At 64.0% G+C, this 26735-nt stretch carries 20 protein-coding genes; 8 read left to right on the top strand and 12 right to left on the bottom strand.

The features are described 5' to 3' along the window. Positions 1 to 11: 11 nt before the first annotated feature. Entirely contained in the window at positions 12 to 2366 is a 2355-nt protein-coding gene (locus ACFSC3_RS18930) for a TonB-dependent receptor (RefSeq protein ID WP_380941700.1), read from the bottom strand. A gap of 230 nt (positions 2367 to 2596) precedes the next feature. Between ACFSC3_RS18930 and ACFSC3_RS18935 the strand changes: the two genes are divergently transcribed. Continuing rightward, complete coding sequence (locus tag ACFSC3_RS18935; RefSeq protein ID WP_380941702.1) at positions 2597 to 3874, top strand: MFS transporter; 1278 nt, start codon at positions 2597 to 2599, stop codon at positions 3872 to 3874. Between the two features lie 175 nt (positions 3875 to 4049). Here the strand turns inward: ACFSC3_RS18935 and hisD (ACFSC3_RS18940) are convergent, their stop codons facing one another. Next, complete coding sequence (gene hisD, locus ACFSC3_RS18940; protein WP_380941704.1) at positions 4050 to 5354, bottom strand: histidinol dehydrogenase; 1305 nt, start codon at positions 5352 to 5354, stop codon at positions 4050 to 4052. A 78-nt stretch (positions 5355 to 5432) separates the two neighbouring features. On the opposite strand from hisD (ACFSC3_RS18940), the gene ACFSC3_RS18945 reads away from it, so the two are divergent. The 3 genes from ACFSC3_RS18945 (at position 5433) to ACFSC3_RS18955 (ending at position 10354) form a co-directional block, all read left to right on the top strand. Continuing rightward, positions 5433 to 6491, top strand: a complete 1059-nt coding sequence (locus tag ACFSC3_RS18945) for a LacI family DNA-binding transcriptional regulator (RefSeq protein ID WP_380941706.1) — start codon at positions 5433 to 5435, stop codon at positions 6489 to 6491. Between the two features lie 211 nt (positions 6492 to 6702). Continuing rightward, positions 6703 to 9069: a TonB-dependent receptor gene (locus tag ACFSC3_RS18950; RefSeq protein WP_380941708.1), complete on the top strand. Its 2367-nt coding sequence runs from the start codon at positions 6703 to 6705 to the stop codon at positions 9067 to 9069. A gap of 4 nt (positions 9070 to 9073) precedes the next feature. Then, positions 9074 to 10354, top strand: a complete 1281-nt coding sequence (locus ACFSC3_RS18955) for an MFS transporter (RefSeq protein ID WP_380941710.1) — start codon at positions 9074 to 9076, stop codon at positions 10352 to 10354. On the opposite strand, the gene ACFSC3_RS18960 is transcribed toward ACFSC3_RS18955, so the two are convergent. The 7 genes from ACFSC3_RS18960 to ACFSC3_RS18990 form a co-directional block, all read right to left on the bottom strand. Then, complete coding sequence (locus tag ACFSC3_RS18960; protein WP_380941712.1) at positions 10351 to 11103, bottom strand: HpcH/HpaI aldolase family protein; 753 nt, start codon at positions 11101 to 11103, stop codon at positions 10351 to 10353. The two genes, ACFSC3_RS18955 and ACFSC3_RS18960, sit on opposite strands and share 4 nt — an antisense overlap. Then, a complete protein-coding gene (locus ACFSC3_RS18965; protein ID WP_380941714.1) occupies positions 11100 to 12245 on the bottom strand; it encodes a cobalamin-independent methionine synthase II family protein in 1146 nt (381 codons plus the stop codon). The genes ACFSC3_RS18960 and ACFSC3_RS18965 overlap by 4 nt, the downstream gene beginning before the upstream one ends. A 23-nt stretch (positions 12246 to 12268) precedes the next feature. Then, positions 12269 to 13033 carry an SDR family NAD(P)-dependent oxidoreductase gene (locus ACFSC3_RS18970; protein WP_380941716.1) on the bottom strand — a complete coding sequence of 255 codons (765 nt, stop codon included), beginning with the start codon at positions 13031 to 13033 and terminating at the stop codon, positions 12269 to 12271. Beyond that, positions 13030 to 14355, bottom strand: coding sequence for a histidinol dehydrogenase (hisD, locus tag ACFSC3_RS18975; RefSeq protein ID WP_380941718.1), 1326 nt, complete (start codon positions 14353 to 14355; stop codon positions 13030 to 13032). Before hisD (ACFSC3_RS18975) ends, ACFSC3_RS18970 begins: the two co-directional genes overlap by 4 nt. A 434-nt stretch (positions 14356 to 14789) precedes the next feature. After that, complete coding sequence (locus tag ACFSC3_RS18980) at positions 14790 to 15317, bottom strand: hypothetical protein (RefSeq protein ID WP_380941720.1); 528 nt, start codon at positions 15315 to 15317, stop codon at positions 14790 to 14792. Next, on the bottom strand, positions 15314 to 15754 hold the full coding sequence (locus tag ACFSC3_RS18985) for a hypothetical protein (protein ID WP_380941721.1): 441 nt from the start codon (positions 15752 to 15754) through the stop codon (positions 15314 to 15316). The genes ACFSC3_RS18980 and ACFSC3_RS18985 overlap by 4 nt, the downstream gene beginning before the upstream one ends. Before the next feature lie 17 nt (positions 15755 to 15771). Further along, positions 15772 to 16428 (bottom strand): hypothetical protein, encoded by a 657-nt coding sequence (locus ACFSC3_RS18990; protein WP_380941723.1) that lies wholly within the window; start codon positions 16426 to 16428, stop codon positions 15772 to 15774. A gap of 488 nt (positions 16429 to 16916) precedes the next feature. On the opposite strand from ACFSC3_RS18990, the gene ACFSC3_RS18995 reads away from it, so the two are divergent. Next, positions 16917 to 19154 carry a S8 family serine peptidase gene (locus tag ACFSC3_RS18995; RefSeq protein ID WP_380941725.1) on the top strand — a complete coding sequence of 746 codons (2238 nt, stop codon included), beginning with the start codon at positions 16917 to 16919 and terminating at the stop codon, positions 19152 to 19154. Between the two features lie 271 nt (positions 19155 to 19425). On the opposite strand, the gene ACFSC3_RS19000 is transcribed toward ACFSC3_RS18995, so the two are convergent. The 3 genes from ACFSC3_RS19000 to ACFSC3_RS19010 all read right to left on the bottom strand — a co-directional run bounded on the left by ACFSC3_RS19000 (position 19426) and on the right by ACFSC3_RS19010 (position 20878). Beyond that, entirely contained in the window at positions 19426 to 20046 is a 621-nt protein-coding gene (locus ACFSC3_RS19000; protein ID WP_380941727.1) for an SOS response-associated peptidase, read from the bottom strand. Further along, a complete protein-coding gene (locus ACFSC3_RS19005) occupies positions 20039 to 20473 on the bottom strand; it encodes a hypothetical protein (protein WP_380941729.1) in 435 nt (144 codons plus the stop codon). Before ACFSC3_RS19005 ends, ACFSC3_RS19000 begins: the two co-directional genes overlap by 8 nt. A 201-nt stretch (positions 20474 to 20674) precedes the next feature. Next, complete coding sequence (locus tag ACFSC3_RS19010) at positions 20675 to 20878, bottom strand: hypothetical protein (protein WP_380941731.1); 204 nt, start codon at positions 20876 to 20878, stop codon at positions 20675 to 20677. A 570-nt stretch (positions 20879 to 21448) separates the two neighbouring features. On the opposite strand from ACFSC3_RS19010, the gene ACFSC3_RS19015 reads away from it, so the two are divergent. The 3 genes from ACFSC3_RS19015 (at position 21449) to ACFSC3_RS19025 (ending at position 26713) form a co-directional block, all read left to right on the top strand. Further along, positions 21449 to 22402 carry an SAM-dependent methyltransferase gene (locus ACFSC3_RS19015; protein ID WP_380941733.1) on the top strand — a complete coding sequence of 318 codons (954 nt, stop codon included), beginning with the start codon at positions 21449 to 21451 and terminating at the stop codon, positions 22400 to 22402. Positions 22403 to 23517: 1115 nt separating this feature from the next. Then, complete coding sequence (locus tag ACFSC3_RS19020; RefSeq protein WP_380941735.1) at positions 23518 to 24843, top strand: hypothetical protein; 1326 nt, start codon at positions 23518 to 23520, stop codon at positions 24841 to 24843. 205 nt (positions 24844 to 25048) lie between these two features. Further along, on the top strand, positions 25049 to 26713 hold the full coding sequence (locus ACFSC3_RS19025) for a recombinase family protein (RefSeq protein WP_380941737.1): 1665 nt from the start codon (positions 25049 to 25051) through the stop codon (positions 26711 to 26713). Positions 26714 to 26735 lie beyond the last annotated feature (22 nt).

Raw genomic sequence — 26735 nt, forward strand, 5'->3', positions numbered from 1 at the left:
GGGACGTGCAATCAGAACTTCACACCCGCGCGGATGCCATAGGTCGCGGGCGGGCCATAAGACACCTGCACACGCTGCGCACGCCCGACCACCGCGCTCAGCAGCACCGCCTTGTCGGTGACGTTGTTGCCATAACCCTCGACGTAGAACTTCCCCTTCGCCTCGGTCCAGCGCAGCGACACGTCGAACTTGTCGTATGCGCGCTGATAATCGAGCACGGTGTTGTAGTCGGTGGTGAAATAGCTGCTTGAATGCAGCCAGTTGGCATAGGGGGCGAGCGTGCCGGCTCTGCCCAGGTCGATGTCGTAATAGACCGCCAGCGTGGTCTTCAGCCGCGGCGACTGGGGCACGCGCTTGCCGGCCAGGTCGAGCGACACCGGATCCGCCCCGTTCGACGCACCGAAAAAGTTGTTGCCGCTGATGTAGCGGGTGTACTCGGCGTTGAGATAGGCGAGTGTCGCGTCGACGTGCAGGTTCGGGAGCGGCAGCGTCCGCAGCGTCACCTCGCCGCCATAGCTGCGCGCGCGGCCCGCGCTGCCGAAGTATGAGACCTGCGGCGTATAGACGTTGATCTGCAGATTCGAATAGCGGTTGTAATAGAGTGCCAGTTCGGTCTGCACGCGGCCGTTCAGGAACTGGTTCTTGATGCCCGCCTCGTACGCGTCGACCTTTTGCGGAGCGTAGGAATTAGGGATCGCGGTGCTGCCGCCGGTGTCGTTGACGCCGCCGGACGCGAATCCGGTCGAGGCGGTGGCATAAACCATCGTCGCACGGGTCGGCGTGAACTGCAGACCGGCGCGCCAAGTGACGCTGTCGAACGACGGCGCGCCCGACGTGACGCTGTACGGCGTGGTGAAGGTATAGGTATTGGGAATGCCGTCGGCGAAATCGGCGAAGTCGAACGACTTCTTCTCGTGCGAATAGCGGATGCCGCCGATGATGCGCAGCTTGTCGGGGATCAGCGCATAGGTGCCCTGCGCATATGCCGCATACGCGTTCGTTTTCAGTGCGGCATCGGCGCGGAAGCCGGGCACGGTCGATCCCGGCGCATCGATCTTCTGCTGGTACGTCTCGAAGATATCGTCGTTCAGGTAATAGCCGCCGACGATCCACTGGAACGGCGTCGTGCTGTTCGACACCAGCTGAAGTTCCTGGGTGAAGGTCTTCGCACGGGTGTTCGGCTCCTGCTGGCCAGAACCGAAGCCCTGGGCAGGCGCCTGGAAGATCACGCTGCTCTGGTCGTTGTCGGCGCTGCGATGCGCACGAAAGAAGGTGTAGCCGGTGATCGAGCGCACCGTCGCCGCGCCAAGATCATAGCTGACCGTGCCGGACACGTAATTCTCGCGGATGCGCTCGAACGGCTGATAGTCCCAGTCATTCGTATAGGCACCCGGCGTCACCGCAACGCCGATGTCGACCCCGTTGACCAACACCGAGCCGTTCTTCACCGACGGGTTGACCGCATAGGGCACGCCGTTGATCGACTGGTATCCGGTCTGCGGGTTGATGAGCGTGCCCGCGACCTTGTACCCGTACGACCCTGCGCCGGCATCGTCGCGGCGCCAGAAGCCGCCGTGCAGCTCGACCTCCAGCCGGCTGTCGGGCGTCCAGCGCAGCGAGGCGCGGCCTGCATATTCCTTCAGGTCGACCATCTCGACGCCGGAGGTGCTGCGGACATAGCCGTCATGATCCTGATAGACGCCCGCGACGCGCAGCGCGAGCGTATCGGAGAGCGGCGCGTTGACGAACCCGTCGATCCGCTGGGAATTGTAGTTGCCGAAATCGACGTTCAGACCGCCCTCGTAGCGGTCGGTCGGAGAGGCGGTCACAACGCTGAGATTTCCGCCGAACGTGTTGCGCCCGTACAGCGTGCCCTGCGGACCACGCTGCACCTCGACCCGCGCGATATCGAACAGCGGGATGCTCTGCTGCTGGGTGCGGCTCTGATAGACGCCGTCGATGTAGAAGCCGATGACCGGATCATTCTGTGCGCTGACTAGGCTGGTGCGCACGCCGCGGATCGCAGGGAAGGAGTCCGCCCCCTGGCTGCCCCAGGTAAACCCCGGCGCGATGAATTCCAACCGGCTGACATTGTCAGCATGCAGCCGCTGGAGATCGGCGCCGCTGACCGCGGTGATCGAGATCGGCACGTCCTGCAGCCGCTCGGCACGGCGCTGGGCGGTGACGACGATGTCGCCGGGCAGGACGTCGCCGGTCTGGTCGGTCGATGACGAGGATTGTTGTGTCGCGTCGGTGTTCCCCGATGCCGGGATCGGCGACTCTTGCGCCAGCGCGGGCGCGCCCGCCGCAGCGGTGATGACGATCGCAAGAACCGATGCGGTTCGAAGCCAGTGCGTACCGATCATTAAAACCTCCCTCTGAACAGTTCCGGGTGACCTCACCCGACCCCTTTGACCATATTAAAATGCATGCGAATGCATTCTTACACAAGCTGATTGCTTTGAATCTAACGTCATTCGCGGCAAAAATTGTGGTTTTGTGTCCGATACGCCACATTTTCCCATCCCAAGACTCGCTAACAGGTACTTTACATCCGCATGCGAATGCAATCTAAGCGACTGGGAGGAGCAGGGTCATGAGTGTCGACGCAGCCGCCGCAACGGGAACCGCCGTACCGCTGACGCGGCAACGGCGCCTGCTCATCTTCGCTGCGTTGATGATCGGTGAATTCCTGTATGGCTGGGCATGGAACAGCGTCGACGTGCTGCGCCCCTTCCAGCGCAGCGCCCTGGGTCTTAGCCTGGTGCAGGCGGGCTCGACCTATTCCGCGCAAGGCGCGGGCGCCCTAGTCGGTGCGGTGCTGATCGGACAACTCGCCGACCGGTTCGGCCGACGACGCGTCTGGGCGACGATCATCTTCGGTTATGGGCTGGCGCTGCTATCGGGGCTGCTCGTGACGAGCTACCCACAATTGCTCGCACAGCGGTTCGTGCTGGGGGTGTTCACCGGGGGCGTGTTCCCGGTCGGGGTCAGCATCTACGTCAACCTCTTCGAGGAGCGAGTGCGCGGGCGGGTCGCGGGCACGCTGAACGCCTGTTTCAGCTTTTCGATCGTGGCGCTGGGCATAGCGCTGGGCTGGCTGGGCGGGCACGACTGGCACCTGCTGCTGTGGCTGGGCGGCATTCCGCCGCTATTGCTCGCCGGCGCCGTGCTGGCACTGATCCCGGCCGAGTCCAGCATCGATCGCCACCATGTACGCGGCGAGACGTTGCCGGTACGCGAACTGTTTCATCCCAGCGTGCGCCGCCAGACGCTGCTGCTGGCGGCGATGACCGGCCTGAATTTCTTCGGTTATCAGGCCTATAGCGGGTGGCTGACCACCTATCTGACCGAGACGCGCGGCCTGACCGCGGCGGTGGCGGGCGAGCTGGTGGCGTGGCAGTTCGCCGGCAACATCGCCGGCGGCTTTGTCTGGGGCTGGGCCGCGGACCGTTTCGGACGGCGGTTCAACGCGATCGGCTTCCTGATCGCCTCAGCCGCAATCCTGACCTATCTCGCGATGCCGGGCAGCGTGCTGCTGTTTCGGGCCGTCGGGCTGATCTATGGCGCGACTTTGTGCTCCAGCGTGATCTGGGGGCCGTGGCTGGCAGAACTGTACCCGGCCCACCTGCGCTCGACGGCGGCGTCGATCTTCAACTGGGGGCGGATCATCAGCTTCTTTGCGCCGCTTATCACCGGCTTTCTGGCGGAGCAGTATGGATTGACCACCGCGATGGCCTCCGCCGCGGTGGCGTTCACGCTGGCGGCAGTGATCTGGCTGAGTCAGCGCGAGACCCTGCCGGGTCGTTCGGTGGACGAAATTCCGGCGCCTGCGTCGATCGACCCGTCCTTCGTGACGTCGTCGAAGGAGTGAGAATGTGTTGATAACGGGGTGACGCCCCCCGTCGTGCCGGGCTGGTCCCGGCATGACGAATAATGCCGGTCAGGAACGGAGCCTCGCACCGATCCCTTTCGGGACGGCTTGGCCCGACTTGAGATGGTCTTGATCCAGACGGCGGGGCGATCCGGCTGGATCGCCCCGGACGTCGTCAGGCGGTCGCGGCCTGGTGCAGCCGGTCGACGCGCACCTGCGCGGCTTTCATGTGCCCGTCTAGTCCCTCGCTGGCGCTCTGGCGCGAGGCAGGGGGGCCGACCTTCAGCACCGCCTCGTCGTCAAGCCACTGATGCGTCGCGATCTTGACGTAGCTGCCGACCCACAGTCCACCGGTATAGCGACCCGCGCCCATCGTCGGCAGCGTGTGGTTTGTGCCGACCGTCTTGTCCGAATAGACCACGCTCGCATTCTCGCCGATAAACAGCGAGCCATAGTTGCGCAGCTTCGCGGCCAGGCCGTGCGCGTCGCTGGTGTGGACCTGGAGATGCTCAGCGGCAACATGATCCGAATAGGCGATCATCGCCGCCTCGTCCGCACACAGGACGATCTCGCCGTAATCGGCCCAGCTCTGCCCGGCGATACCGGCCGTCTCCAGTGTCTCCAACTGGCGCGTCACCTCGGCGGCGGTCTGCTCGGCGACGGCGCGGTCGGTGGTGATGAGGCCGACGCGGGTGCGCACGTCATGCTCGGCCTGCGCCAGCAGGTCGGTGGCGATCAGGCGCGGATCGCCGCTGGCATCGGCCAGCACGAAGATCTCCGACGGGCCGGCCAGCTGGTCGATCCCGACCGGGCCGAACACCTGGCGCTTCGCCTCGTTGACGAAGGCGTTGCCGGGGCCGACGATCTTGTTGACCTGCGGCACGCTCTCGGTGCCGAACGCCATCGCCGCGATCGCCTGTGCGCCGCCGATGCGGAAGATACGGTCCGCGCCCGACAGGTGGCAGCCCGCGATCATCGCGCGGTGCGCGTTGGGCGGTAGGCAAGCAACCACCTCGCGACAGCCCGCGACCTTGCCCGGCACGATCGTCATGATCGGCGCAGACAGCAGCGGGAAGCGGCCGCCCGGCACGTAGCAGCCGACCCGGTCGATCGGGATGACGCGGTGGCCCAGATGCAGGCCGGGCAGCGGCTCCACCTCCAACGGCAGGATCGTCGCCAGCTGCGCCTCGGCGAAGCGGCGGACATTGTCGATCGCGAATTCGGTATCGGCACGGGTCTGCGGATCGAGTTCGGCGACCGCGGCCTCGCGATCGGCCATCGACACCTCGAAGACGTCGACATCGGCGCGGTCGAACTTCACGGAATATTCGCGCACCGCGGCGTCGCCTCGCGCACGCACATCGGCCAGAATGGTTTCGACCAGCCCGGCGACGTCCTGCTGATCGCCAATCGAGTCGCGGGCCGGCGCCTTGACATAGACGGCGGTCTGCTCGAACCCCCTGGGTGTCACGTCGGTCATTCGATCCTCCTTTGCAATGCCACGACGTGGCGTCGGTAGACGCATATTGAATTCGAATGCAAATGTCACGGGGGTGAAGTGGCGAAGTCTGGCAAGAAGAGTGACACGGACACGGGCATAGCGGCGCCGATACCCTTCGGCGGCATCCGCCGGGCGACCTCCTACGACGTCGCCAAGCTGGCCGGGGTGTCCCAGTCCGCCGTGTCACGCTGCTTCGCACCCGGTGGCAGCATCGCCCCGGCCACGCGCGAGAAGGTGATGAAGGCGGCGACCGAATTGGGCTATCGACCCAACGCCTTGGCGCAGGCGCTGATAACCCGGCGCACAAATCTGGTCGCGGTGTTCATCTCGCGCCTCACCAACCTCCATTATCCTGAGGTGCTGGCCGAGCTGAGCCGCCAGCTGACCGACCGCGACATCCGCGTACTGCTTTTCGCACTGACCGCGGAGAGCGAGATCGATCAGTTGCTGGAACAGGTGTGGCGCCACGATGTCGACGGCATCATCTCTGCCGCGCGACTGGACGACGAACAGATCGCCGGCATTCGGCGGCACGGCATTCCGATCGTCCTCTACAACCGAATCGCGGGCGAGCACCTGACCCCCAGTGTATGGTGCGATTCGGCGGTCGGTGAGCGCGAGCTGGTCGATCGTTTGCTTGCCGCCGGGCACCGCCGTTTCGCGATCGTCGCCGGGCCGGCAGACAGCGCCGTCGGCGAGGAGCGCCGCCTAGCTACGCTCGCCCGACTTGTCGAGGCTGGCATCCACGACGTACCGGTCACCCGCGGGGATTTCAGCTATGCCAGCGGGCGCGATGCGGTGGCGACGCTGGCACGCGCCTCGACGCACACCGACGCGTTCGTCTGCGTAAGCGACGTGATGGCGATCGGCGCGATCGACGGCTGCCGTTTCGACTTGGGGCTGAAGGTGCCAGAGGACGTATCGGTGGTCGGTTTCGACGGGTCGGAGCCCGCCGGTTGGATGAGCTATCAGGTCACTTCGATACGCCAGCCGGTGCGCCGGATGACGGCAGCGGCGGTACAGATGCTCATGGAACGGATCGAGGATCCCAATCTGCCGGCCGAGCGTCGGTCGTTCGTCGGCGCGTTCGTCCCGGGGCAATCGGCGCGGCTTTGACGCGACTGCTCATGCATTTCAGGGCCCCGAATTGGTGACCGTCAGCAGCTCAAGGACGCCACCTCATGCGCTCAAATATAACGAAGACCGCCATGCCGGGGCATAAACGTTTAATGCATTCGGATGCAATTATTGCTGGACAGTGACACCCGCGGTGGATAGCCAAGGCGTCTTCACGGGCGGGACAGCCTGAAACGTTAAGGGGTCGGGCATGAGCAAGCGGGTTCTGGGCAGCGTTTCCTTGACCATTTTGGCGGCATTGCTTGCAATGCCGGTCGCGGCGCAGACCGCGCCGATCGACGCTCCTGCGGGCTCCGCCGAACAGTCGCCCGCGGCCGCCGACAAGGTGGCCAGCGCACCGACCGAAAGCGACACCGGCGGGCTGGGCGACATCGTCGTCACCGCGCAGCGCCGCACCGAGCGGTTGCAGGACGTGCCGTTGTCGGTGACCGCGGTCAGCGCCGAGGATCTGAACCGCATCCGCATCACCGACGCCAGCCGGCTGCAGCTGCTGGCACCGGGACTGACCTGGGGCCAGCAGGGGTCCGACTCCTTCCCCGCGATCCGCGGCGTCCGTACCCAGCTGGTCAGCGCGCAGAGCGATCCCGTCATCGGCTTCTACCTCGACGGCATCTACCAGAGCCGCACCCAGCAGCAGAGCATCCCGCTATTCGACGTCGCCCGGGTCGAGGTGCAGCGCGGGCCGCAGGGCACTCTGTATGGCCGCAACACCTTCGGCGGTAATCTGAGCGTCACTACCAACGCCCCGTCCAAGCGGTTCGAGGCGGGTGCGAACGGAACGCTGGGCAATTACGACCTGCGCCAGTTCGATGGCTATCTGAACCTGCCCATCAGCGATTCCGTTCAGCTGCGCATGGCCGGCTATCACAGCCAGCATGACGGCTATGTCCGCTCGACCGCCGGCTTCCGCCTGCTCGACGAGGATCAGACAGCGTTGCGCGGCGCGATCGCCATCACGCTGACGCCGCAGATCCAGATAGACATGCGTGGCGGCTATTGGGAGCGGGACAATACCGGTGGCGGCGCCTATGGCTACCGGGTCGGCGGCACGCTCATCAATCCGGCGACGGGCCTGCGCTCGATCAATGGCCAGCCCTTTGCGGTCAACCCCAGCGCGCGCAACGGCAGCAACTTCGTCAACGGCGTCGACATCGGCGTATCGGTGACCGACGATCCCTATACCAACTCCTGGGACTACAAGCCGTTCGAGCGCCTGAAACAGGCCTATGGCAGCGGTTCGATCGCGTTCGACCTCGGCTTTGCGACCCTGCGCTCGATCACTGGCTATACCGACTTCGAGGCGTATCGCAGCGCGGATCTCGACCAGACCAGCGTCGTCTTCCCGGCCACCGGCACTGCGGGCGGGTTCGCCGCGTCGGGCCTGCAGGCGGCGCACACCTACACCACCTCGGTCACGCAGGAAGTGCAGCTGGCCTCGGCCGGATCGTCGGCGTTCGAGTGGATCGTCGGCGGCTATTACTTCCACGACAAGATCACCGAATATTACCAGCAGGTCTACACGACCGGCACGACCGGCGGTACCGAGTCGCGGACCGACATCAATACGAAGGCCTATGCCGCCTATGGCCAGGCCAGCCTGGCGATCGTGCCCGACACGCTGAAGATCATCGGCGGCGTCCGCTATTCGGACGAGAGCAAGGGCTATCTCATCACCAACTTCACCGCGCCGGCGGGGACGTTCAACTTCAACACGCAGACCGCCGCGCGCGCGACTGGCGAGCCAAGCTTCAACAAGGTCACGTGGAAGGGCGGGGTCGAGTTCACCCCCACCCGCCGGATGATGCTGTACGGCACCGTGTCGACCGGCTTCTCGTCGGGTGGGATCAACAACAATTCCTCGAATGCGGCGATCCCGTTCAGCTATGCGCCGCAGACCGTCACCGCCTATGAGGTCGGCAGCAAGAACACGCTGCTGGGCGGGCGCATGATCCTGAACCTGTCGGCCTTCTACAACGACTACAAGAACCTGCAGATCACCATCCTGGATCAGCGGACCAACCTGTCCTACTATGCCAGTGCCGGCGCGGCGCGCAGCTATGGCGCCGAGGTCGAGCTGCGCACGCTGCCGTTCCAGGGGCTGCACGTCGACCTGACCGGCGCGCTGCTGGATGCGCAGTTCACCGCCTATACCCGTCCCAACCCCTTCTACACCGCAACCAACGGCGATCCGCTGACGGTGAACCTGGCGGGCAAGGACGTGCCGATGTCGCCGACGTTCAAGGGCACGGCGAGCGTCTATTACGATCTGGAGCTGGGCGGCGGGTCGCGGATCACGCCGGCGGCGAACGTGCTGTATTCGACGTCCTATTACTCGACCGACTATAATACCCGGATCGACAAGCAGGACGCCTACGCCCTGCTCGACGCGAACCTGCGTTGGACCTCGGCATCGTCCAGCCTCTATGTCGAGGCGTTCGGCACCAACCTGACCAAGAAGGCGGTGCTGTACAGCTCCACGGTCGGCAACAATCAGCGTATCCAGCAATCCTATGGCCCGCCGCGCGTGTATGGCCTGCGGGTCGGCGTGCGGTACTAAGCTGATGTCGTCCGCCATACCCCCGGTGGCGGACGCAAGCCGCGACACGCTGGTCGAGCCCTCCCCGCTGCACGAGGACGCGACCGGCCGGCCGCCACTGGCACGCGCCGTGGTGGCCTTCGCCTTCTTGATGGTGGCGGAATTCTTCTACAGCTGGGCGTGGAACAGCGTCGACGTGCTGCGCCCGTTCATGCGCGACACGCTGGGGCTGACGCTGACCCAGGCGGGATCCGGCTATTCCGCGCAGGGTGCCGGCGCGCTGGTCGGCGCGGTGGTGATCGGGCAGCTGGCCGACCGGTTCGGCCGGCGCGCGATGCTGGCGCTGGTCATGGTCGGCTATGGCGCGACGCTGATCGCGGGCAGCTTCGTCAACGGCTACCCGGCCTATCTGGCGCAGCGGGTGGTGCTGGGCCTGTTCATGGGCGGCATCTTCCCGATCGTCGTCGGCATCTATGTCGGCCTGTTCTCGCGCAGCGTGCGCGGGCGGCTGGCCAGCCTCATCAACGCGATCTTCTCTAGCGCGATCACCATGCTGGGGCTGGCGAGCGGCTGGGTGAACGGCGACTGGCGGACCCTGCTGCTGGCGGGGGGATTGCCGCCGATCCTGCTCGCCGGCCTCGCCTTCGTCCTCATCCCGAAATCGGCTGACGTGCGCGCGCGCGTCTCCGAAAAGACGGCGCGCCTGCCGGTGCTGGAGCTGTTCGCCCCCGGCTTGCGCGCCCGCACCGTTCTGCTGGCAGCGCTGACCGGCCTCAATTTCTTCGGCTATCAGGCCTATAGCGGCTGGCTGTCGACCTATCTGCGCGATGTTCGCGGGCTGGATCCGACCGCGATGGGGCACCTGGTCGCATGGCAGTTCGGCGCCAATATCGTCGGCGGCTTCGTCTGGGGTTGGGCCGGCGACCGGTTCGGGCGGCGGTTCAACGCGCTCGGCTTTCTGGCGGCGGCGGCGGCGATCCTGTTGTACCTGCATGTCGAGACCGACGCGCTGCTGCTGGGTTCGATCGGCGTCGCCTATGGCTTCATGCTGTCCGCCAGCGTCATCTGGGGGCCCTGGCTGACCGAACTGTATCCCGCCCATCTCAAATCGACCGCGGCGTCGATCTTCAACTGGGGCCGGCTGGTCTCGTTCTTCGCGCCGCTGATTACCGGCACGCTGGCGACGCAATTCGGACTGGGCGTGACGATGGGAACGGCCGCCGCCGCCTTCACCGCCGCCGCCTTGATCTGGCTATGGCTCCCCGAAACGCACCCGAACCCGCTGCTGCCCGGACGGCGCGTCTAGCCCCGCGCCGCTACGACCAGCGCCCCGGCGCCGGCGAGCATGAAGCCATGGTCCGACCCCAGCAGGAACAGCGTCGCGCCGCGCGCCCGCCATTGGGGAATATCGGCCGTGCGCGCCAGGAACATGCCGACCGGCACACCGTGGCGCTGCCCCGCCGCGCACACCGCCTCGACCGCGGCGACGACGCGCGGATCGTCCTGCGTCTCGGCCCCATAGGCGACGGTCAGGTCGACGCGGCCGACGAACAGCGCGTCCAGGCCCGGCACCGCCGCAATCGCATCAATCGCATCGATCGCCCCCGGGTCCTCGATCTGCGCGATCACGACCGTCCGCTCGGCCGAGGCGGCCAGGTGCGCGGCCATCGTCCGCGTCGTATAGCCCGCCCCGCGCGACGATCCGGCATAGCCGCGCCCGCCATGGCCATAGCGGCTCATCGCCACCAGCGCCGCCGCCTCCTCTGCCGACCGGATATGCGGCGCGACGATGCCGGTCGCGCCGCAGTCGAGCGCATTCAGTACATGATCCGGGGTAACGGCCGGAACGCGCACCAGCACGTCCATGCCCCCTGCCCGCGCCGCCATTATGCAGCCGTCGATCGCGATGCGGTCGAACGGCGCATGCTCGGCGTCGAGGCACAGACAATCGAGATCGGTCAGCGCCAGCACCTCGACGACGATCGGCGACGGCGTCTTCACGAACGTGCCGACGATCGGCTCGCCCGCGGCAAGCCGCTGCTTCAATCCGCTCATGCGCGCCACAACCGCTCGCTGGCCCGCGCCGCGCCCTCCGCCAGGGTCGCGAGCTTCGCATAGACGATCTCGGGATCGACCGCGCCGAACCCGGCGAAGGTCGAGAAGCCGCAGTCGGTGCCGGCGATCACGCGGTCGCGGTCGACCAGATCGGCGAACTGCGCGATCCGCTGCGCCACCACCTCGGGATGCTCGATGAAGTTGGTGGTCGAGTCGATCACGCCGGGGATCAGCACGCGATCGTCCGGGATCAGGTCGGCGAGATCGCGGAACGCCTGCCAGTCATGCTGGTGGCGCGGGTTGGACGTTTCGAACAACAGGCCCTGCGGTTTCGCCTTCATCAGCACCGGCAGAATCGTCCGCATCTCGACGTCGCAATGATGTGGCCCTTCGTAATTGCCCCAGCAGACGTGCATGCGGACGCGATCGGCGGGCACGTTGCGCAGCGCGTGATTGAGCACCTCGACATGGCGCGCGATCAGGACGAGATAATCGTCGTCGCTGCGGTCCTTGTACATCATGTGCCGGCCCAGCCCCAGATCGGGGCTGTCGAGTTGCAGGACATGGCCGGCGGCGACGATCGCCTCATATTCCGGCCGCATTGCCTCGGCCAGCGCCTCCAGATACGCGTCCTGCGATCCGTAATGACGATCCGGCTGGAACAGCGCGATCACGCCGGGCGAGGCGGCGTTCATGAAGCCGCCCGCGGGCCGGTGCGCGGCGATCGCCGCGTCGAAGCGGGTCAGGTCCTCCTCCAGCGGCACCAGCGTCTTGGGCGCGATCGGCCCGACGCAGCAGGGCCGGCGATAGGTCGGCGTACCGCCACTGCTCGCCTGCCGCTTCAGGAAGGAGGGGAATGCCTCCAGATCGGCGGGCGGGGTCCGCTCGCTGTCGCCGTCGAAGCCGGTGATGCGGTCCTTGATATAGGTGGCGTAGGAGATCTTGGCCATCTCGCCATCCGACACCAGGTCGATGCCGCACGCGACCTGCCGCGCGACGCAGGCATCGACCGCCTCGGTCAGAACCGCGTCGAACCGTACGGGATCGACGGGCTCGCCACGCTCGTGCGCGAAGATCAGGTCGGTCACCTCGGCGCTGCGCGGCAGCGATCCGACATGGGTCGTCAGGATATGGTCGGGCATGGCGGTGCTTTCGTTGAACGGTTTCAGTCGGCGGTCCAGCCGCCATCGACGATCAGGCTGGTCCCGGTCACCATCGCCGAGGCATCGGAGGCGAGATAGACGGCCGCGCCCATCAGGTCCTCGACCCGGCCCAGCCGCCCCAGCTTGATCTTGACGAGCACGCTCGCCTTGAAGCCCGCGTCCTCGAAAAAGGGGCGGGTCATCGGCGTTTCGATGAAGGTCGGCGCGATCGTGTTGGAGCGGATGCCATGCGGCGCCAGGTCGAGCGCGAACGCCTTGCTCATCCCCTCCAGCGCCCATTTGGAGGCGCAATAGAGCGAGCGATTGGGCCCGCCGACATGCCCCATCTGGCTGCCGATATGGATCAGCGAGCCGCGAATGCCCGCCGCCAACATGGCGCGGACGCACGCCTGCGACACGAAGAACGCCGCCCTCACGTTCAGGTCCAGCACCGCGTCGTAATCGGCGACGGTCACGTCCTGCATCGGCTTGGGCCGGTTGGTGCCGGCATTGTTGACCAGCACGTCGAACGGCGCGGCAACTTCAAAGAAGGTGGCGACGGCGTCGGAGTCGCCGACATCCAGCACCGCCGCCGCAGCATCGCCGCCGGCATCGCGGATCGCCGCCGCGCCCGCCTCGATCTCGGCTTCCGATCTGGCGGCCAGCACCACCTGCGCGCCCTGTTCCGCCAGCGCCGCCGCCAGCGCCAGGCCGATGCCGCGGCCGGCACCGGTCACCAGCGCGCGGCGACCGTCCAGCCGGAACGAGGGCGTGCGCGGCAACGTCACGCCGGCTCGACCACCGGTTCGGCGCGGCCGGCATAGGGCACGTTGCGCCCGCCATAGCGGCGCACGCGAACATTGGCCTGCTCGCCATGCCCGGCAAAGCCCTCCAGCGCGCAGAGACGACTGCAATATTCGCCGATCATCGCCGATGCCGCATCGCTGGTGACCCGCTGATAGGTGCAGGTCTTCAGGAACTTGCCGACCCACAGCCCGCCCGTATAGCGCGCCGCCTTCTTGGTCGGCAGCGTATGGTTGGTGCCGATTACCTTGTCGCCATAGGCGACGTTGGTGCGCGGCCCTAGGAACAGCGCGCCGTAATTGGTCATGTTGGCCAGGAAGTAATCCGGATCGCGCGTCATCACCTGGACATGCTCCGACGCGATGTCGTCGGCGATCCGCAGCATCTCCTCGTCCGAGTCCGCGACGATTACCTCGCCATAGGTTTCCCATGCCTTGCGAGCATGATCCGCTGTCGGCAAGATGGTGAGCAGCCGGTCGATCTCCGCCATCGTCTCGCGCGCCAGCTTCTCCGAGGTGGTCAGCAGGATCGCCGGGCTGTCGGGCCCATGTTCTGCCTGGCCGAGCAGGTCGGTCGCGCAAAGCTCGCCATCGGCCCCGATCTCGTCGGCGATCACCAGCGTCTCGGTCGGGCCCGCGAACAGGTCGATGCCGACCCGTCCGAACAGCTGCCGCTTGGCCTCCGCGACAAACGCGTTGCCTGGCCCGACCAGAATGTCGACCGGGGCGATCGACTGGGTGCCCAGCCCCATCGCCGCCACCGCCTGGATGCCGCCCAGGCAATAGATCTCGTCGGCGCCCGCCATCGCCTGCGCCGCGACGATCGCGGGGGCCGGCGCGCCGTTGAACGGCGGCGCACAGGTTGCCACCCGTTTCACGCCGGCGACTTTGGCGGTGATGACGCTCATGTGCGCGCTGGCGAGCAGCGGGTATTTGCCGCCGGGCACGTAGCAGCCGGCAGCGTTAAGTGGGATGTTCTTGTGGCCCAGCACCACGCCAGGCAGCGTCTCCACCTCGACATCGGTCATGCTGGCGCGTTGGATCTGCGCGAAGTTGCGCACCTGAGTTTGTGCAAACTCGATATCGCGCAGGTCCTGCGGGTTGAGCTGATCGATGCACCCCTGGATTTCGGCATCGGTCAGGCGATAGCTGTCGCGGTCCCAGCGATCGAACTTGACCGACAGCTCGCGCACCGCCGCGTCGCCGCAGGCCTCGATATCGGCGAGGATGCCCTCCACTGTGTCGCGAACCGTTCGATTCTGCTCGACGCGCGCGTCCTGTGCCAGGCCCCGTTTAAGATGGCGCACCCTCGTCCTCCTCTTTGCATCCGAATGCAACATAGAACGAGGTTTTCTCTTTTGCAACGCGCCGACGTGGTGACGGCAGTAGGAACGAGGCTAGTCATGACAGGGCTCCTCCTGGTGGAACCCCGATGCTCTGCCTGCCTACCGTCAGGCTCAATCCAGGCGCAACGCCCGTTCCATAACCTCCACCGCACTCCGCCCGCCCCTCGCGCGCAGCGAGTTCGTGCTTCCACTAGAAGCAGTGCTCGGCCCCCTTGCCTCACCTCCTGAACGATCGTCTGTTTATGCCGATCGCTGCCCGAAACCGGTCAGGCGGCTTTCCACCCAGAATTGCCGAAACCTTGATGTTAAACCTGCCACCTACCTGGGCAAACGCTTGTCGCTGCCGCTGACGGCTAGCCGCCAGCCCAGCCTTCTTACAGCCGCGAGCGTACCCATCAGTTAAACTCTATGACGATTGCATCGTGCTTGGTTTTCAAATGACCGGCTTCGACCGTCGGATCGGCCAGCCGTTTAATTGCCCACGCCCGCAGTTGGTTTCGTGCCCCTGCAGTGGTCGCTCGCTTCACATAAACAATCGCGCTGGGGTTCTCATCACACGGCGGAACGCCGTCGCCGCGGTGGTGACAGCGGAACCCAATCATGCCCGCGCCAAGTATCCGTCCATCCTTCGCGATGACCACCGCGGCCTTGTCTGCGCAGTTGTGCGGGCGACAGGTCGCGACGAAGCGGTCGCCACCGGGCAGTATCCGCTCATCCTCGACACCGCCGCTGATCCCGATTGCGAACTGCCGCGCCAAGGTGTCGTCGAAGTAGATCGGCTGGCGACGTTCGCCGAAGAAATCATGGATTGCCTGTTCGGACGGCGGACCAACCGCCGTGGTTGTGGAGCGGGCCATCGGCGTCGTGGTCACCAACATGCCGCCTGCACAGCACGCGACCAAAATCTTGCGCCCGACCTTCATCGTGAAGCCTCCATCGCGGCACCCTGCGCGTCCCGCTCGATCCACCACTCCAGCGCGAAGCTGATCGCCATCGCGGCGATGGGCAACGTTAACGTCCGTCCTTCCTGCGCTAGGGGCAAGAGCGCGAACTCCGCCTCGAACAGCTTGAAGACCAGCCGCCCGGCGCACACGATCGCAACAATCCGGCTCCAGGCGAAGAGGCCATCGAGCAGGGTCACTTTTATGCGCGACCCGGCCGGGCGGACGAGCGCCCAGATGAGTGCGAGAGCCGGGGCTGCAACTGTCGCAACCATCCCCGCCGACTGGGAAACGTTGGCGGCTGCCAGCCGGCCGGCGATCAGCGGAATTGCGATCCAGATGGCCATGACCGCTACCAGACGGGAAAATACCACCCTGCCCGCAGCGTTGCCGATGAGAAAACCCGTCAACAGCGACATCGCACTGCCTCCGCCGGTCAGAATGCCGAGCGTCGGGCAGGCGGCACCTTCGCATCGACGGCCGCCTTCACCAACTGCCGCCGCCGCCGATCGACGCCTTCGCCATATCGCAGCCACAGCGACTGCGCCGGGAAGGACACGGACAGGTTCGGCAACGATGGCGACGACATGATAGTGCAGTCGGCATCGCCGATTGTGCACCACTTAGGCTCATACCCACCCGGCTGAAGCGTGGCCTTGCCGTACTTTGCGGCGACCTGGGTGCGAAACGCTTCGCTCGCCTGACGGTCCTGCGGAACCGTCAAATAGACGACCGCCACCAGCGAACCCGCCGGCCATTGCGCGAAGTCGATCGCCAGATACTCGCGGCCCGGGCCATGAGCCACGATCTTCGACACGCCCCGAGGCTTGCTTCGCATGAGCCCGACACCCTTCAGACGGACATTGGCCTCCGATACCACCTGCTGCTCGAAATCCTGCGTCTCGTCGATGCGTTCGACCATATACCCGGCACGCGCCAATGCCGACCGCGCCTCAGCAGGGGACATGCCTAACTTCACCCCGGCGATATCCATCGTCGCGGGGCCCGTCCGCGGCAGATCGGGACGTTCGATAACAGCCGATGCCTGCGCCGGACCTATCGCAACCGCGGTCAGCGCCATCAAAACGTGCATCACCATCGGATCCAGCCCCCCCCGTTCGCGGGCGCCGCACCGGCGGCGTCGCTTCGTTGATCGAGGCGACGCCGGCCTTGGTGACCGGATGTTCGAAACTCGCCGTGGACGAGCGCACGGACCTTTAGCCGGGAGGCCTGGACATGCGTCCGTGCCACCCGGTCTCAAGGAGACCGGCGGTCTTGCGACCGATCCATCGGCGAGGTTTCGACGCCTCGGCCCACCTGCTGGTGGGCACGACGACGGTAAGACGCGCTATCCGTGAAGCCAAGAAAAATCAGGCTACTGGCCGCCCGCACGCGGCATCAGAACCTTAACCTTTAATCGGATAGCCTGGCGGGGTTCATCGTCCGATGGACCGGGGCGTCGAAACCCCGCCGATGGTAGAGAACGGCGCGCTTCCGGGTACGCCGCTGGTCGTCCGGCGCCTCGGTGCGGGCGCGCTTCCGTCTGCGGAAGATCGCCGCCCGGCAACGGGAGGGCACAGCGTGAAGACGATCACCAATCTCAGGACAGCAACGGCTATCGCCAGCGCCACCATGCTCGCCGCGTGCGGCGGAGGTGGCGGCGTCGCGTCGAACGGTTCGACGGCTCCGCCGATCGCGGCACCCGCTCCCACGCCAAGTCCTTCTCCCGCACCGGCCCCTGCGCCGTCGACCAGCTACACGCCGACCGCCGAGTATACGGCTTCGAAGCCGCTCGTCGGCATGAAGGCTCAAGCGGCCTATGGTAAGGGGCTGAACGGCAAGGGCGTGACCATCGCCGTCATCGACAGCGGCATCGACCTGACCAACCCCGAATTCACGGGTCGCATCTCCACCGACAGCAAGTCGTTCGACGCGAGCTACGCCCGCTGTGGCACGTGCGCGCCCGAGACGATCTCCTTCGGGCTGCAGGACGTTCAGGGGCACGGCACTGGCACCGCATCGATCGCAGCGGCGGCTGCCAACGGCTCCGGCATCCAAGGCGTCGCGCCAGGTGCCACCATCCTCGCACTCAAGGTAGCGGGTCCAAATCTCGACGCGGTCTCGCCGACATCAACCCTCACCGAGGGCGGTCTGAACGGCAGCGCTATTCCAGCCGCCCTGAACCATGCGGTCGACAAGGGAGCATTCGTCGTCACGATGTCGATCAACGGCAGCCTCGCCCCCGGGGCGGCGACCGAAGCCCGAAGCGCGATGGGCCGCGTCCGCTCCAGCAACATGCTGGTCGTCGAATCCGTCCGCAACTTCAGCGGCGACAGCCACTCGGGCCAGATCAGCGAAAGCCTCGTCGGCACAGATCTCGCCGGCAAGGACTGGTACCTGTTCGGGATCCGCGTCAATTCGAACCTTCAGGCTCATCCCGACAACGGTAGCCCTGGCGCGCTCGCAGACCGCACCCTCGCCGTGGTCGCGGACGGCGTCGAGGTGACCCGGATCGGCGGCGGCACCGAAATGGTGACCGGCAACAGCCTCGCCGCGCCGGCTATCGCGGGCGCTGCCGCACTCCTGAAGGAATATTGGCCGCAGCTGGGCGGCAAGGAGATCAGCCGCATCCTGCTCGATACCGCCAAGGATTTGGGCACGCCCGGGGTCGATCAGGTATATGGCGTCGGCCTGCTCGATCTGGAAAACGCCTTGAAGCCGAAAACGGCCTCGGTCCCGGATTCGTCTTACGCCATAGCCTCCACCGCTGCCCGGTCCTTGGTGTTCTCCGGCGCTTTCGGGTCGACAGACGGCGCGACCCGCTGGGCTGGGTTCGCGGGGCAGACCGTGGCGGTCGACCCATACGGACGCGACTTCGCCGTCGACATCGGCGCCGCGGGCCAAGCTCGTCCTGCACAATCCTTTTCGCTCTACGGCACGTTGGCCGGTCCGACACAGGCGTGGACGCTCATCCCGAACAATCAAGCGGGCGCAATGACCTGGACCGATCGCAACGTCGGTCCATACGCTGCCGCGGTGACCGGGCCGCGAGCCTTTGGCTTCCGAGCATTGGAGCATGTGGTCGTCAGCGGTCAGGTCGGCGGAGGCATCGAAACGAGCGGACTGGTTACAGGATCGCTGCTCCGCCCGCTCGGGATCGCGACGTACGGATCGACTCTCGAGGTCCACTTCGGTCGCTGGACGCTAACAACCGCCTCAGCCGCATCCAGCCGCCGCGGCGCAGCATCGCGCACTCAGCGCGCGGTTGTGACGACGCCGATCGGCGTGGCGCTGGGCTTGGCGAGCGCCCGAGAAATCGGGTCGGCGCTCGGTCTTACCGGCATCGGGGATTACGCGATCCGTGGTGCGAACAGCACGTTCACGTCGGTGAGCTGGAACGGCAACCTCGCCGGCTTCAGGCTGGTCGCAGAAGCGATGGCCGGGCGCACGGTTGTCGATGCGCGCATTGCTCGGCTCGCGTTCGAGCCGATCATCTCAACCGGCTTCCGCTTGCAAGCCGATCGCCGGCTGCTGGGCGGTCTGACCTCGTTCGGCCTAACCGCACCGCTGCGGGTCGACCGTGCTCCGGTGTCGTTCTCCGGCCCAAAGGGTTTCGACCTGTCAACGCTCGCCGTTACCGACGTCATTCGCCGATTCGACCTCGCCCCGAACGCGCGCGAGCTCGATTTGGAAGTAGGCTGGGCTAAGGACGTACATCAAGCACGGGTGACGGTAGGCGCTGCCTATGGCGCGAACGCCGGCCACCAGCGCGGAGTTACAAACGCGGCGGCGTGGATGCGGCTATCAACTGCACTCTAAAACGTCGGAACATCCGCCATGGCTGCCATCGGCTTTTCGCCTCGTCTCTACGGGACGGACGCTTCTCTGGGAACGATGGTGTCGACCGCCATCACATCGACCGTTCCCATCGCCCTATACCAACCGACCAGCAACATCAGCACCAGCGCGAGCGCCAAAGTCGATCCAGTGGACTAAGCGCCCCACGGTGGAAAGAGGAACCAGAAAAGGCAGAGGAGCCCTGCCAGCAACCAAAGAAACGCCGACCACGCCCGGCGCAGCACCCGTAGGATCATCGATCGATCGTCATCAACTGAGCCGGGTAAGGCTGAGCCAGTTCGGCGGCGAGCGCCCCTTCCAGCCACCGCTGTTCGTCCTCGTCAGCAAGGATCACCGGCATCGCTTTTGGATGGATCGGGCCGACGATTGAATTGGGGTCACACGTCAGGAATGCGAAGGTAATTCCGGCGGTGGAGAGACGCCAGATGCCGGCGAAGCTGAAGATCGGACGGCTGGGCACGTCGAACCAGTGCAGCGGCAGCCTGCCGTCTGGAGCACGGACTTGACCATACTCGCTGAACTTCGTCACCGGCACCAGACAGCGCTGCGATGGCTTGTCCAGCATCGACCGCCAGAACGGCGAGGACAAATTGCGGACGTTCGTAACGCTCTTCGTCAGCAAGACCGGCTTGCCCGTCACCTTGTCGATCCGCTTGCCCGGCACCTGCGTCGGGACGCCCCAGGACATAACGTCGAGGATGCGTCGCCCTTCCTCTTCACGGACGACCCACGCCGGCTTGTCCGGGAACAGCTCGTCCGGCGGGTAGGTCTCGTCCTCAGGATACGGCACTTCGATCCCATATCGCCGCGCGAGATCTGCTTGGCTGGACGACATTCTGTACCTGTTACACATCGCTCGAGGCTGCCTTTTTGGGCTTGTTCGAGTCAACCTGGTCCACGGCGCGCCTGAGCTTTTGGCCCACGTCGGGCGTGATCTCGATTCCAGCCGCCCGCCCGATCGCGTTAATGCTGCTCGTCAAGCCAGTCAGCCGAGCCGAGCCCGCCATTGTCTGCCCGCCACGGGTCGGCGCGTCCTCTTTCGTCGCGAGTTGCCAAAACTCGACGTAAGGCTGCCGATCAAACCATTCCCGGCGGCGCTCACCGACAGCGTAAAGATAAGCCAGCGCGAACCTCAATCCGAGCGACGGATGCACCTTTCCCCGCTCGGCCTCGCGCACGGCTTCTTCCAGCGCGCACAGCGCCTTGAAGACCAGCTGCCGCTTCGGATCGCCTTTCCTGAGAGCCGCATCGGTAACGAACAAGCGCATGCTGATATTCACCGGCCCCCCGCAGCGCTCGCATCGAGCATCGCCACGAAAGGCTTCCCATGTGGTCCCCAAGCTAGCCTGAATGCGAACCGAGATCAGAGACGCGCGGTCGTACTCGACGCGCCATACGCAGTAGCGACACGTCACGACCGGGTTCGCGTCTAACTTTGCTTGATCGCCGATGTTCTTTGGAGGGCCAACCACACCAGCGAATTATGCGAAGACAGGAAGCGGCAGCTGTTCGCCTTGCGATGCCAGCACGGCCCGTGCCTGCTGCGCGGCACCAACCGCCTGGCGGTAATGAATAGTTCGGCAGCGCTCGGCCTCGTCGAAGCCGACCGGCGCCCATTCCTCGCCCGGGTAGCAGGCGTCGTAAATCGCGCGGGCAGCGTCGCGCAGCCGGAGATCATGCTCCATGCGAAAGCTCCAATGATATCGAATCGCCGCAAACCGCGACGAACCAATAAGATAGAACGTTTCGAGAACAGCGAACAAGGTGATCCGGCACAAAGCTCGTACTTGTTCGGATGTGAGATCAACGTCAGCTAAGCCCACATCGTTATCGCCAGCTCCGCCTCGGCTTCGGAAATCAGAGCGAAGGGATCGCCCGGAGCGATGATGAACCGGGTCGCGATCCACGCACCACGGACCGATTTCCTGGGGATCGACGACAAGGATGCCGTAATGTCCCTCCGTCGTAACGTCCGCACCGAAACAGCGTTTTCGAATGCAAGAGGTGCGAACGGCGCTGCCAGTTTCCGTTCAAAGTGACGTTTATGCGCTGCTGTACCGGATCGCTGGAGTCGAGGTCCAATCGCAATGTGCGGGCTTGAGTTGGCAAGAACCTTCTCTCACTCGCCGAGCAGCACCCTTTGACAAAATTAAACAATTCCAGCGCCGAAGAGCAGATGATCCGCACCGAAGCGCATCAGGTTTCGCGGTCTGGGTTACCCAGTCGATCCCGGCAAAGCGCCCGATGCCGCGCGCATGTCCACTGGAAAACCCTCTACGCCATCGGCCGATCGCCGATCCTTAAATAGTCCGCAGCCAGCGGATCTGAACAAGCCCCCGCACGCTACCGCGCGAGCATGCTTGATCTCAGGTTCGGCGGCACCGGCCGAAGCACCATCTAATCGACCGGCACGGATGCGCGCCTCTGATAATAAAAGCCTGGCTCGACGCTTAGATCAATTCTATACCCGGCCTGAAATCGCCGAAATGTGCTTTTCGCTCGTGTTGAAGCATTTCAACCCGATCAAAGTCGTGATGGTCGAACCGAGCGCAGGCAGGGGCGCTTTTTATAATATTCTCCCCGCCGGAAGCATCGGCATCGATATCGAACCCAAATGCGATGGCGTACAGCAGGGTGACTTTCTCACCTTTGACATTCAGGCAAACAAACCGCTGGTATTTGTAGGCAATCCGCCCTTTGGCAATAAATCAAGACTGGCAGTCGACTTTTTCAATCGCGCTGCATCTCTGGGGGTAGGTATCGGAATGATACTACCTCGCACATTTAAAAAGGCTTCGATCGAAAATTGCCTAAACCCGTTCTTCCATCTCGTCCTAGAAGTGGACATCCCCGATCAAGCATTTATTTTCGGAGAGAAGCCCTACTCCGTACCAACCATCTTCCAAATTTGGGAAAAACGCTCTTACAAGCGTGTGCTCCGGCCAAACGCGACGCATCATCCCGATTTCAAATTTATGCCCCAAGGCAAGGGCAATTTTGCCATTCGACGCGTTGGCGGCAAAGCAGGCTTGATCCATCATGACCTTTTCGCCTGTGACGATACGAACTATTTTATTGAAGGTGATGAGCAGATTATGCGGCAACTCGATCTGACGGGGGCTGCAAAAAATGTAGCGGCCGTTTTCAGCCTTGCAAGAAACGAGATTGTATCTCTTTACTGCGACTTTCTGGCGCAACAGAAAAATTAATCTAGGAAGCAGCGCGCTGGACAAGATCCGAGCATGGCTGTTTGCAAAATTGATATAAACACGACCACTTGACTTTTATAATTGCATTGGACTCTTCCGCAATTATCCGAGTTACTCCGCAGGTAGCGATCTGTGAATCATGTACGGTGACCTCGACGATACCCCCGCTGGCAACGCGGAGTGAATTGCCGCTAACCAGGTGTCGACGGCGCCGCTAATTTAACGGCGACGGTGAGATTTCCGCGTAGCTCCTGTTTCATCGAAAGCTCCGGCTAGGATCTTATCGATGAACAGGACGAGCTTCTCGTGTTGCGTGGTTACCGGATTCGAGATCCACCAAGACGCTTCTGTGATAGCGGCTAACCGCTGGATCGCTTCGCTACCACGGGGTGGTGGATTGCTGTAAGTGCCCGCCCCTTTCGTTAAAACTCGAAATGCGTTTGCGCGCATTTTTGTCGCTGCAACAACCTGCTTATCGGATCCCACCAAGGCGGGAAGATCTGCGCCTGCCGCCGTCGCGGCTCGCGCGTCTGCACTATCCCGTTCAGTATCGCGCCAGCATGATTTACAGGGTTTTCCCGTTAGCCATGCCGCGTAGCGCTCGAGCTCGTCATTTGAGCTTCTGACAATCCTGATCGTCTCGACGTGTCCGCACGACCGCAGGATCTCACAGTTCCGATGTGGCATAGCTTCGCTTGCTTAACTGACCTTTGAGGTGATCGATCGCGATCGAATACATAGGGCGAACAAGCAACCTGCTGCATCCTTATGTCACGAGTGCATCGTCAGATCAGGTAACCTGAAACTTGTTTCATTACGACTTAGTCCGACATGAGCGGCTGTGACGCTTGGCCGGTTGACTGATTGGGATCTTGTTCAATCGAACAATTGGCGCTTTTTGACGCTCGCAAATCATGATATCTGCGAATCGTTGAGCCGCTTTGACGACGCGAGCGCTCAACCGGATTTAGCGGTGCGGCCTCGACGCATCGGGCGAGCAGTGGGGCGCAGTCATCCCCCAGTCAGCAGGGGCTGCCCCCTAGTGCAGCCCGCCCCTAGAACGGGCGCCTTCCCGGATCGCGTCAGGCCGCGGTCCATACCGAAGGTGTGGCCGCATGACTAAGAAAGCCGTTCTCAAGCCGCGATCGCATGGTCCTCGCCATGGATTAACCAACCCTCTCTCCGCGGAGGCCTCGATCCGCAATATCACGTCGCGTCGCTGGACCGATGACCAATTGGTCGACGCGACGCTGACGACGATCGAAGCGTACTCGACCCATGGCCCTAACCGACACATGCGCAGGGTCGCGCGCCGAGACAAGCGCAAGGCGCCTGCCCCGTCTTCACCAAGCCGCGACTGGTCAAAAACAGATCATAGGAAATATGTCGAGGACGCGCTGTCGCCGAACCGCAATCAATATGCAAAAGACGACAATCGATACGCCGTGGACAGGCATAAGTTGCTCAGCTTATGGTTTCCCTGTGATGTCAACGATCACGTAGTATCGCTTGATGAAGTACGAGGATCTCAACCGGAAATTCATCGAGCCCTGATGGACGGAGAATTGAACCGAGCATATCAACTGAAGAAGAAAACGGGCCACGTAGACGCAGATTTCAGGCGGATGCTAGAGCGACAGGCGCGCCTCCTGCTGATCGACGAGGCGCATCAAAGAATGTGCAAGATCCGTGGCTGGTCGATCAATCCCTACGGCCATCGCTTTTCGGGTTTCACGCACTGGAAAACGGTGAGCCACATTCTGCTTTCCACGGTCGCGTCGCCGGCGACGATGGTCCAGAGGTTCGCTGCGGATTATATTAACAGCGACATCAAAGTTGATGACATCAACGGTGATGAGCGCGCCCTGCTCGCGGATTTGGCAGCCCGCAAGATGCTCCCGCCTGACTGCCAAGGCGAATATGCTATCAAAATCGCAAGACTGGTTGGCGCCCGGGTCGACCCTGTTACGCTGACCCCGAAGCTCTTGCTGTGCCTGCGCAGGCTTTTCTCGATCGTTGATGCCGCTGCCGGGCTCGACAGCGCCGCGGTCAAGGATTTCGCGCAGCTGAGCCCGGTAGAGCATCGACTGGATCTCTCCCCTTCCGAGGCCGCGACATTCGTAGCGAATGAACTGATGGTCGCGCTTGCCTCGGTCAAAAGCTACTGCGCAACGCTCAGTGGAGAAGGAGCAAGTGACACGGCGCCGCCATCGATCAATGCCGTGACGTTCGCCGCGACAATGCTGCGCGCCGAGCACAAGCCCGACAAGGAGGCCATGAACCTCGGTGTCCCCCGGTATGGAAGCGGCGGTATTGACCCCGACCATCGTAGCGGACGTAAGCCCCTCAAATCGCTGCGGCGCAAGTTGGAAGATAATCCCCTGGTCAAGTCCTACGCTCGCAAACATCTCTCCGTTAACGCCGCGAAGTATTTCAGCTGATGCAGTCCTTCGTTTTGGATTACCCCACAGGCGTGACCAAGGTGGTCCATGTGGGCCGGCATGCGCGATGCCGAACCACATGGACCAAACGATCCGCCGCCCAGCTGCGCCGAATGTCTTCGCGCGCTCGTGAAGTTGCTGGCGCGGCAAGCCGCGCACGAACAGGCGCGCCTGCTTACTTTACCTTCCACCAACGAGAAGCCTGATGTTTAACCAATCGATCAAGCGCATTGCTGTGTACGGTCGGCACTCGACCGCTATGCAGAATGCAAGCTCCAGCGCTGACCAGGTTACATCCTGCGCGAAGCTGGTGGACTATCTGGGCGGCGCGGTTGTCGACACGTGGGTCGATCCCGAACAGTCCGGCTACCGCCGTGATCGACCTGGGCTCAAGCGGCTGATCTGCGCGGTAGAAGCCGGCGAAATCGACGTGATCGTGTGCGAAGCGCTCGACCGATTGGCACGCGATGCCGAAGACGTCGCGTGGCTGGGCAAAAAGCTCAGTTTTCACCGCGTACAGTTGCACACGGTCAGCGAAGGCCATGTCGACGAGATCAAGTTCGCGGTCGCGGGCCTGCTCGGCGCGATCTTCCTGAAGCACCTCATCGACAAAACCGTCCGCGGGATGGAAGCAGCGGTCCTCGCCGGCCGCTTCGCCGGCGGTCGCGCCTACGGCTTCAAGCGTGTCGTCCGGCTTGACGCACGCGGCGAGCTCATTCGCGGACTGCTGGAGATCGATGAGAACCAGGCAGGCATCGTCCGCCGGATCTACACCGAGTTTGCGGCCGGACATTCCTCGATCCAGATCGCCAAGAGCCTCAATGAGGACGGTATCCCCGGCCCGCGGGGCGGACAGTGGAACGCTTCGACCATTCGCGGCGACCCGAAGAAGGCGGTCGGTATCCTCAACAACCCGCTCTATATCGGTCGTCTCGTCTGGGGGCGCCGGCAGTGGCGCCGCAATCCGGACAGTGAGATGCGCGAACGCCGCTACCGACTTCGCGATCAGTCGGAATGGGTCGAGGTCGCCGTTCCCGATCTGCGCATCATCGACGACCGCCTCTGGAACGCAGTGCATACCGAGATCGAGCAGCGCCAGCGTCCGCAGGCCGAAGCCCCTCTAGGCCGCCAGAACCGCAAGAAGCACCTCCTGTCCGGCCTCATCCGCTGCAGCGTGTGCGGCTCGAACTACACCATCAGCGGCAAGGACTATTATCGCTGCGCCGGCCAGAAGGAACGCGGTACGTGCGGCAACACCGTGTCGGTCCGCAAGGCACCGTTGGAACACGGGACGCTGGCGGTGTTCCAGCATCACCTTTTCACGCCCGACCATGCGCGCATCTTCGCTGATGAGTTCGCGCGGGAGCTGAACCGCCTCACCCGTCATACCGAGCGCCGCGACGATGCGCTGAGCGACCGTCTGGCGGTGGTCATGGCCGAAATCGCCAACCTTGGCGCGAACATGCTGGCTGGCGTCATCAGCGAGACGCTGACGACGCTCCTGGTCGAGCGGGAAAGCGAAAAACAACGGCTCGAAGCGCAAATCCAGCTACAGCCGAAGATCGAGACGATCGCCCTCCCCCCGCCTGCGGACCTGACGAGGCTCTTTGCCGAGAAGGCGCAGCGCCTGACGGAGGCGCTGAACGAGGAAATGGTCCGCGGCGAAGCCGCAGAGATCCTGTCGGGGCTTATCGAGAGCGTGACGATCTATCCGGGCGAGAATGGGTCGGCCGAGGCGGAAGTCGTTGCGAAGGTTGCGGATCTGGCGGCGTGGGCCATAAACGACAACGCCGCCCCGAGGGGCGGCGTTGGTTGTTCTATGGCGGTGGTTGCGGGGACAGGATTTGAACCTGTGACCTTCAGGTTATGAGCCTGACGAGCTACCGGGCTGC

The organism is Sphingomonas floccifaciens (assembly GCF_042681125.1).
Lineage (GTDB): Bacteria > Pseudomonadota > Alphaproteobacteria > Sphingomonadales > Sphingomonadaceae > Sphingomonas > Sphingomonas floccifaciens.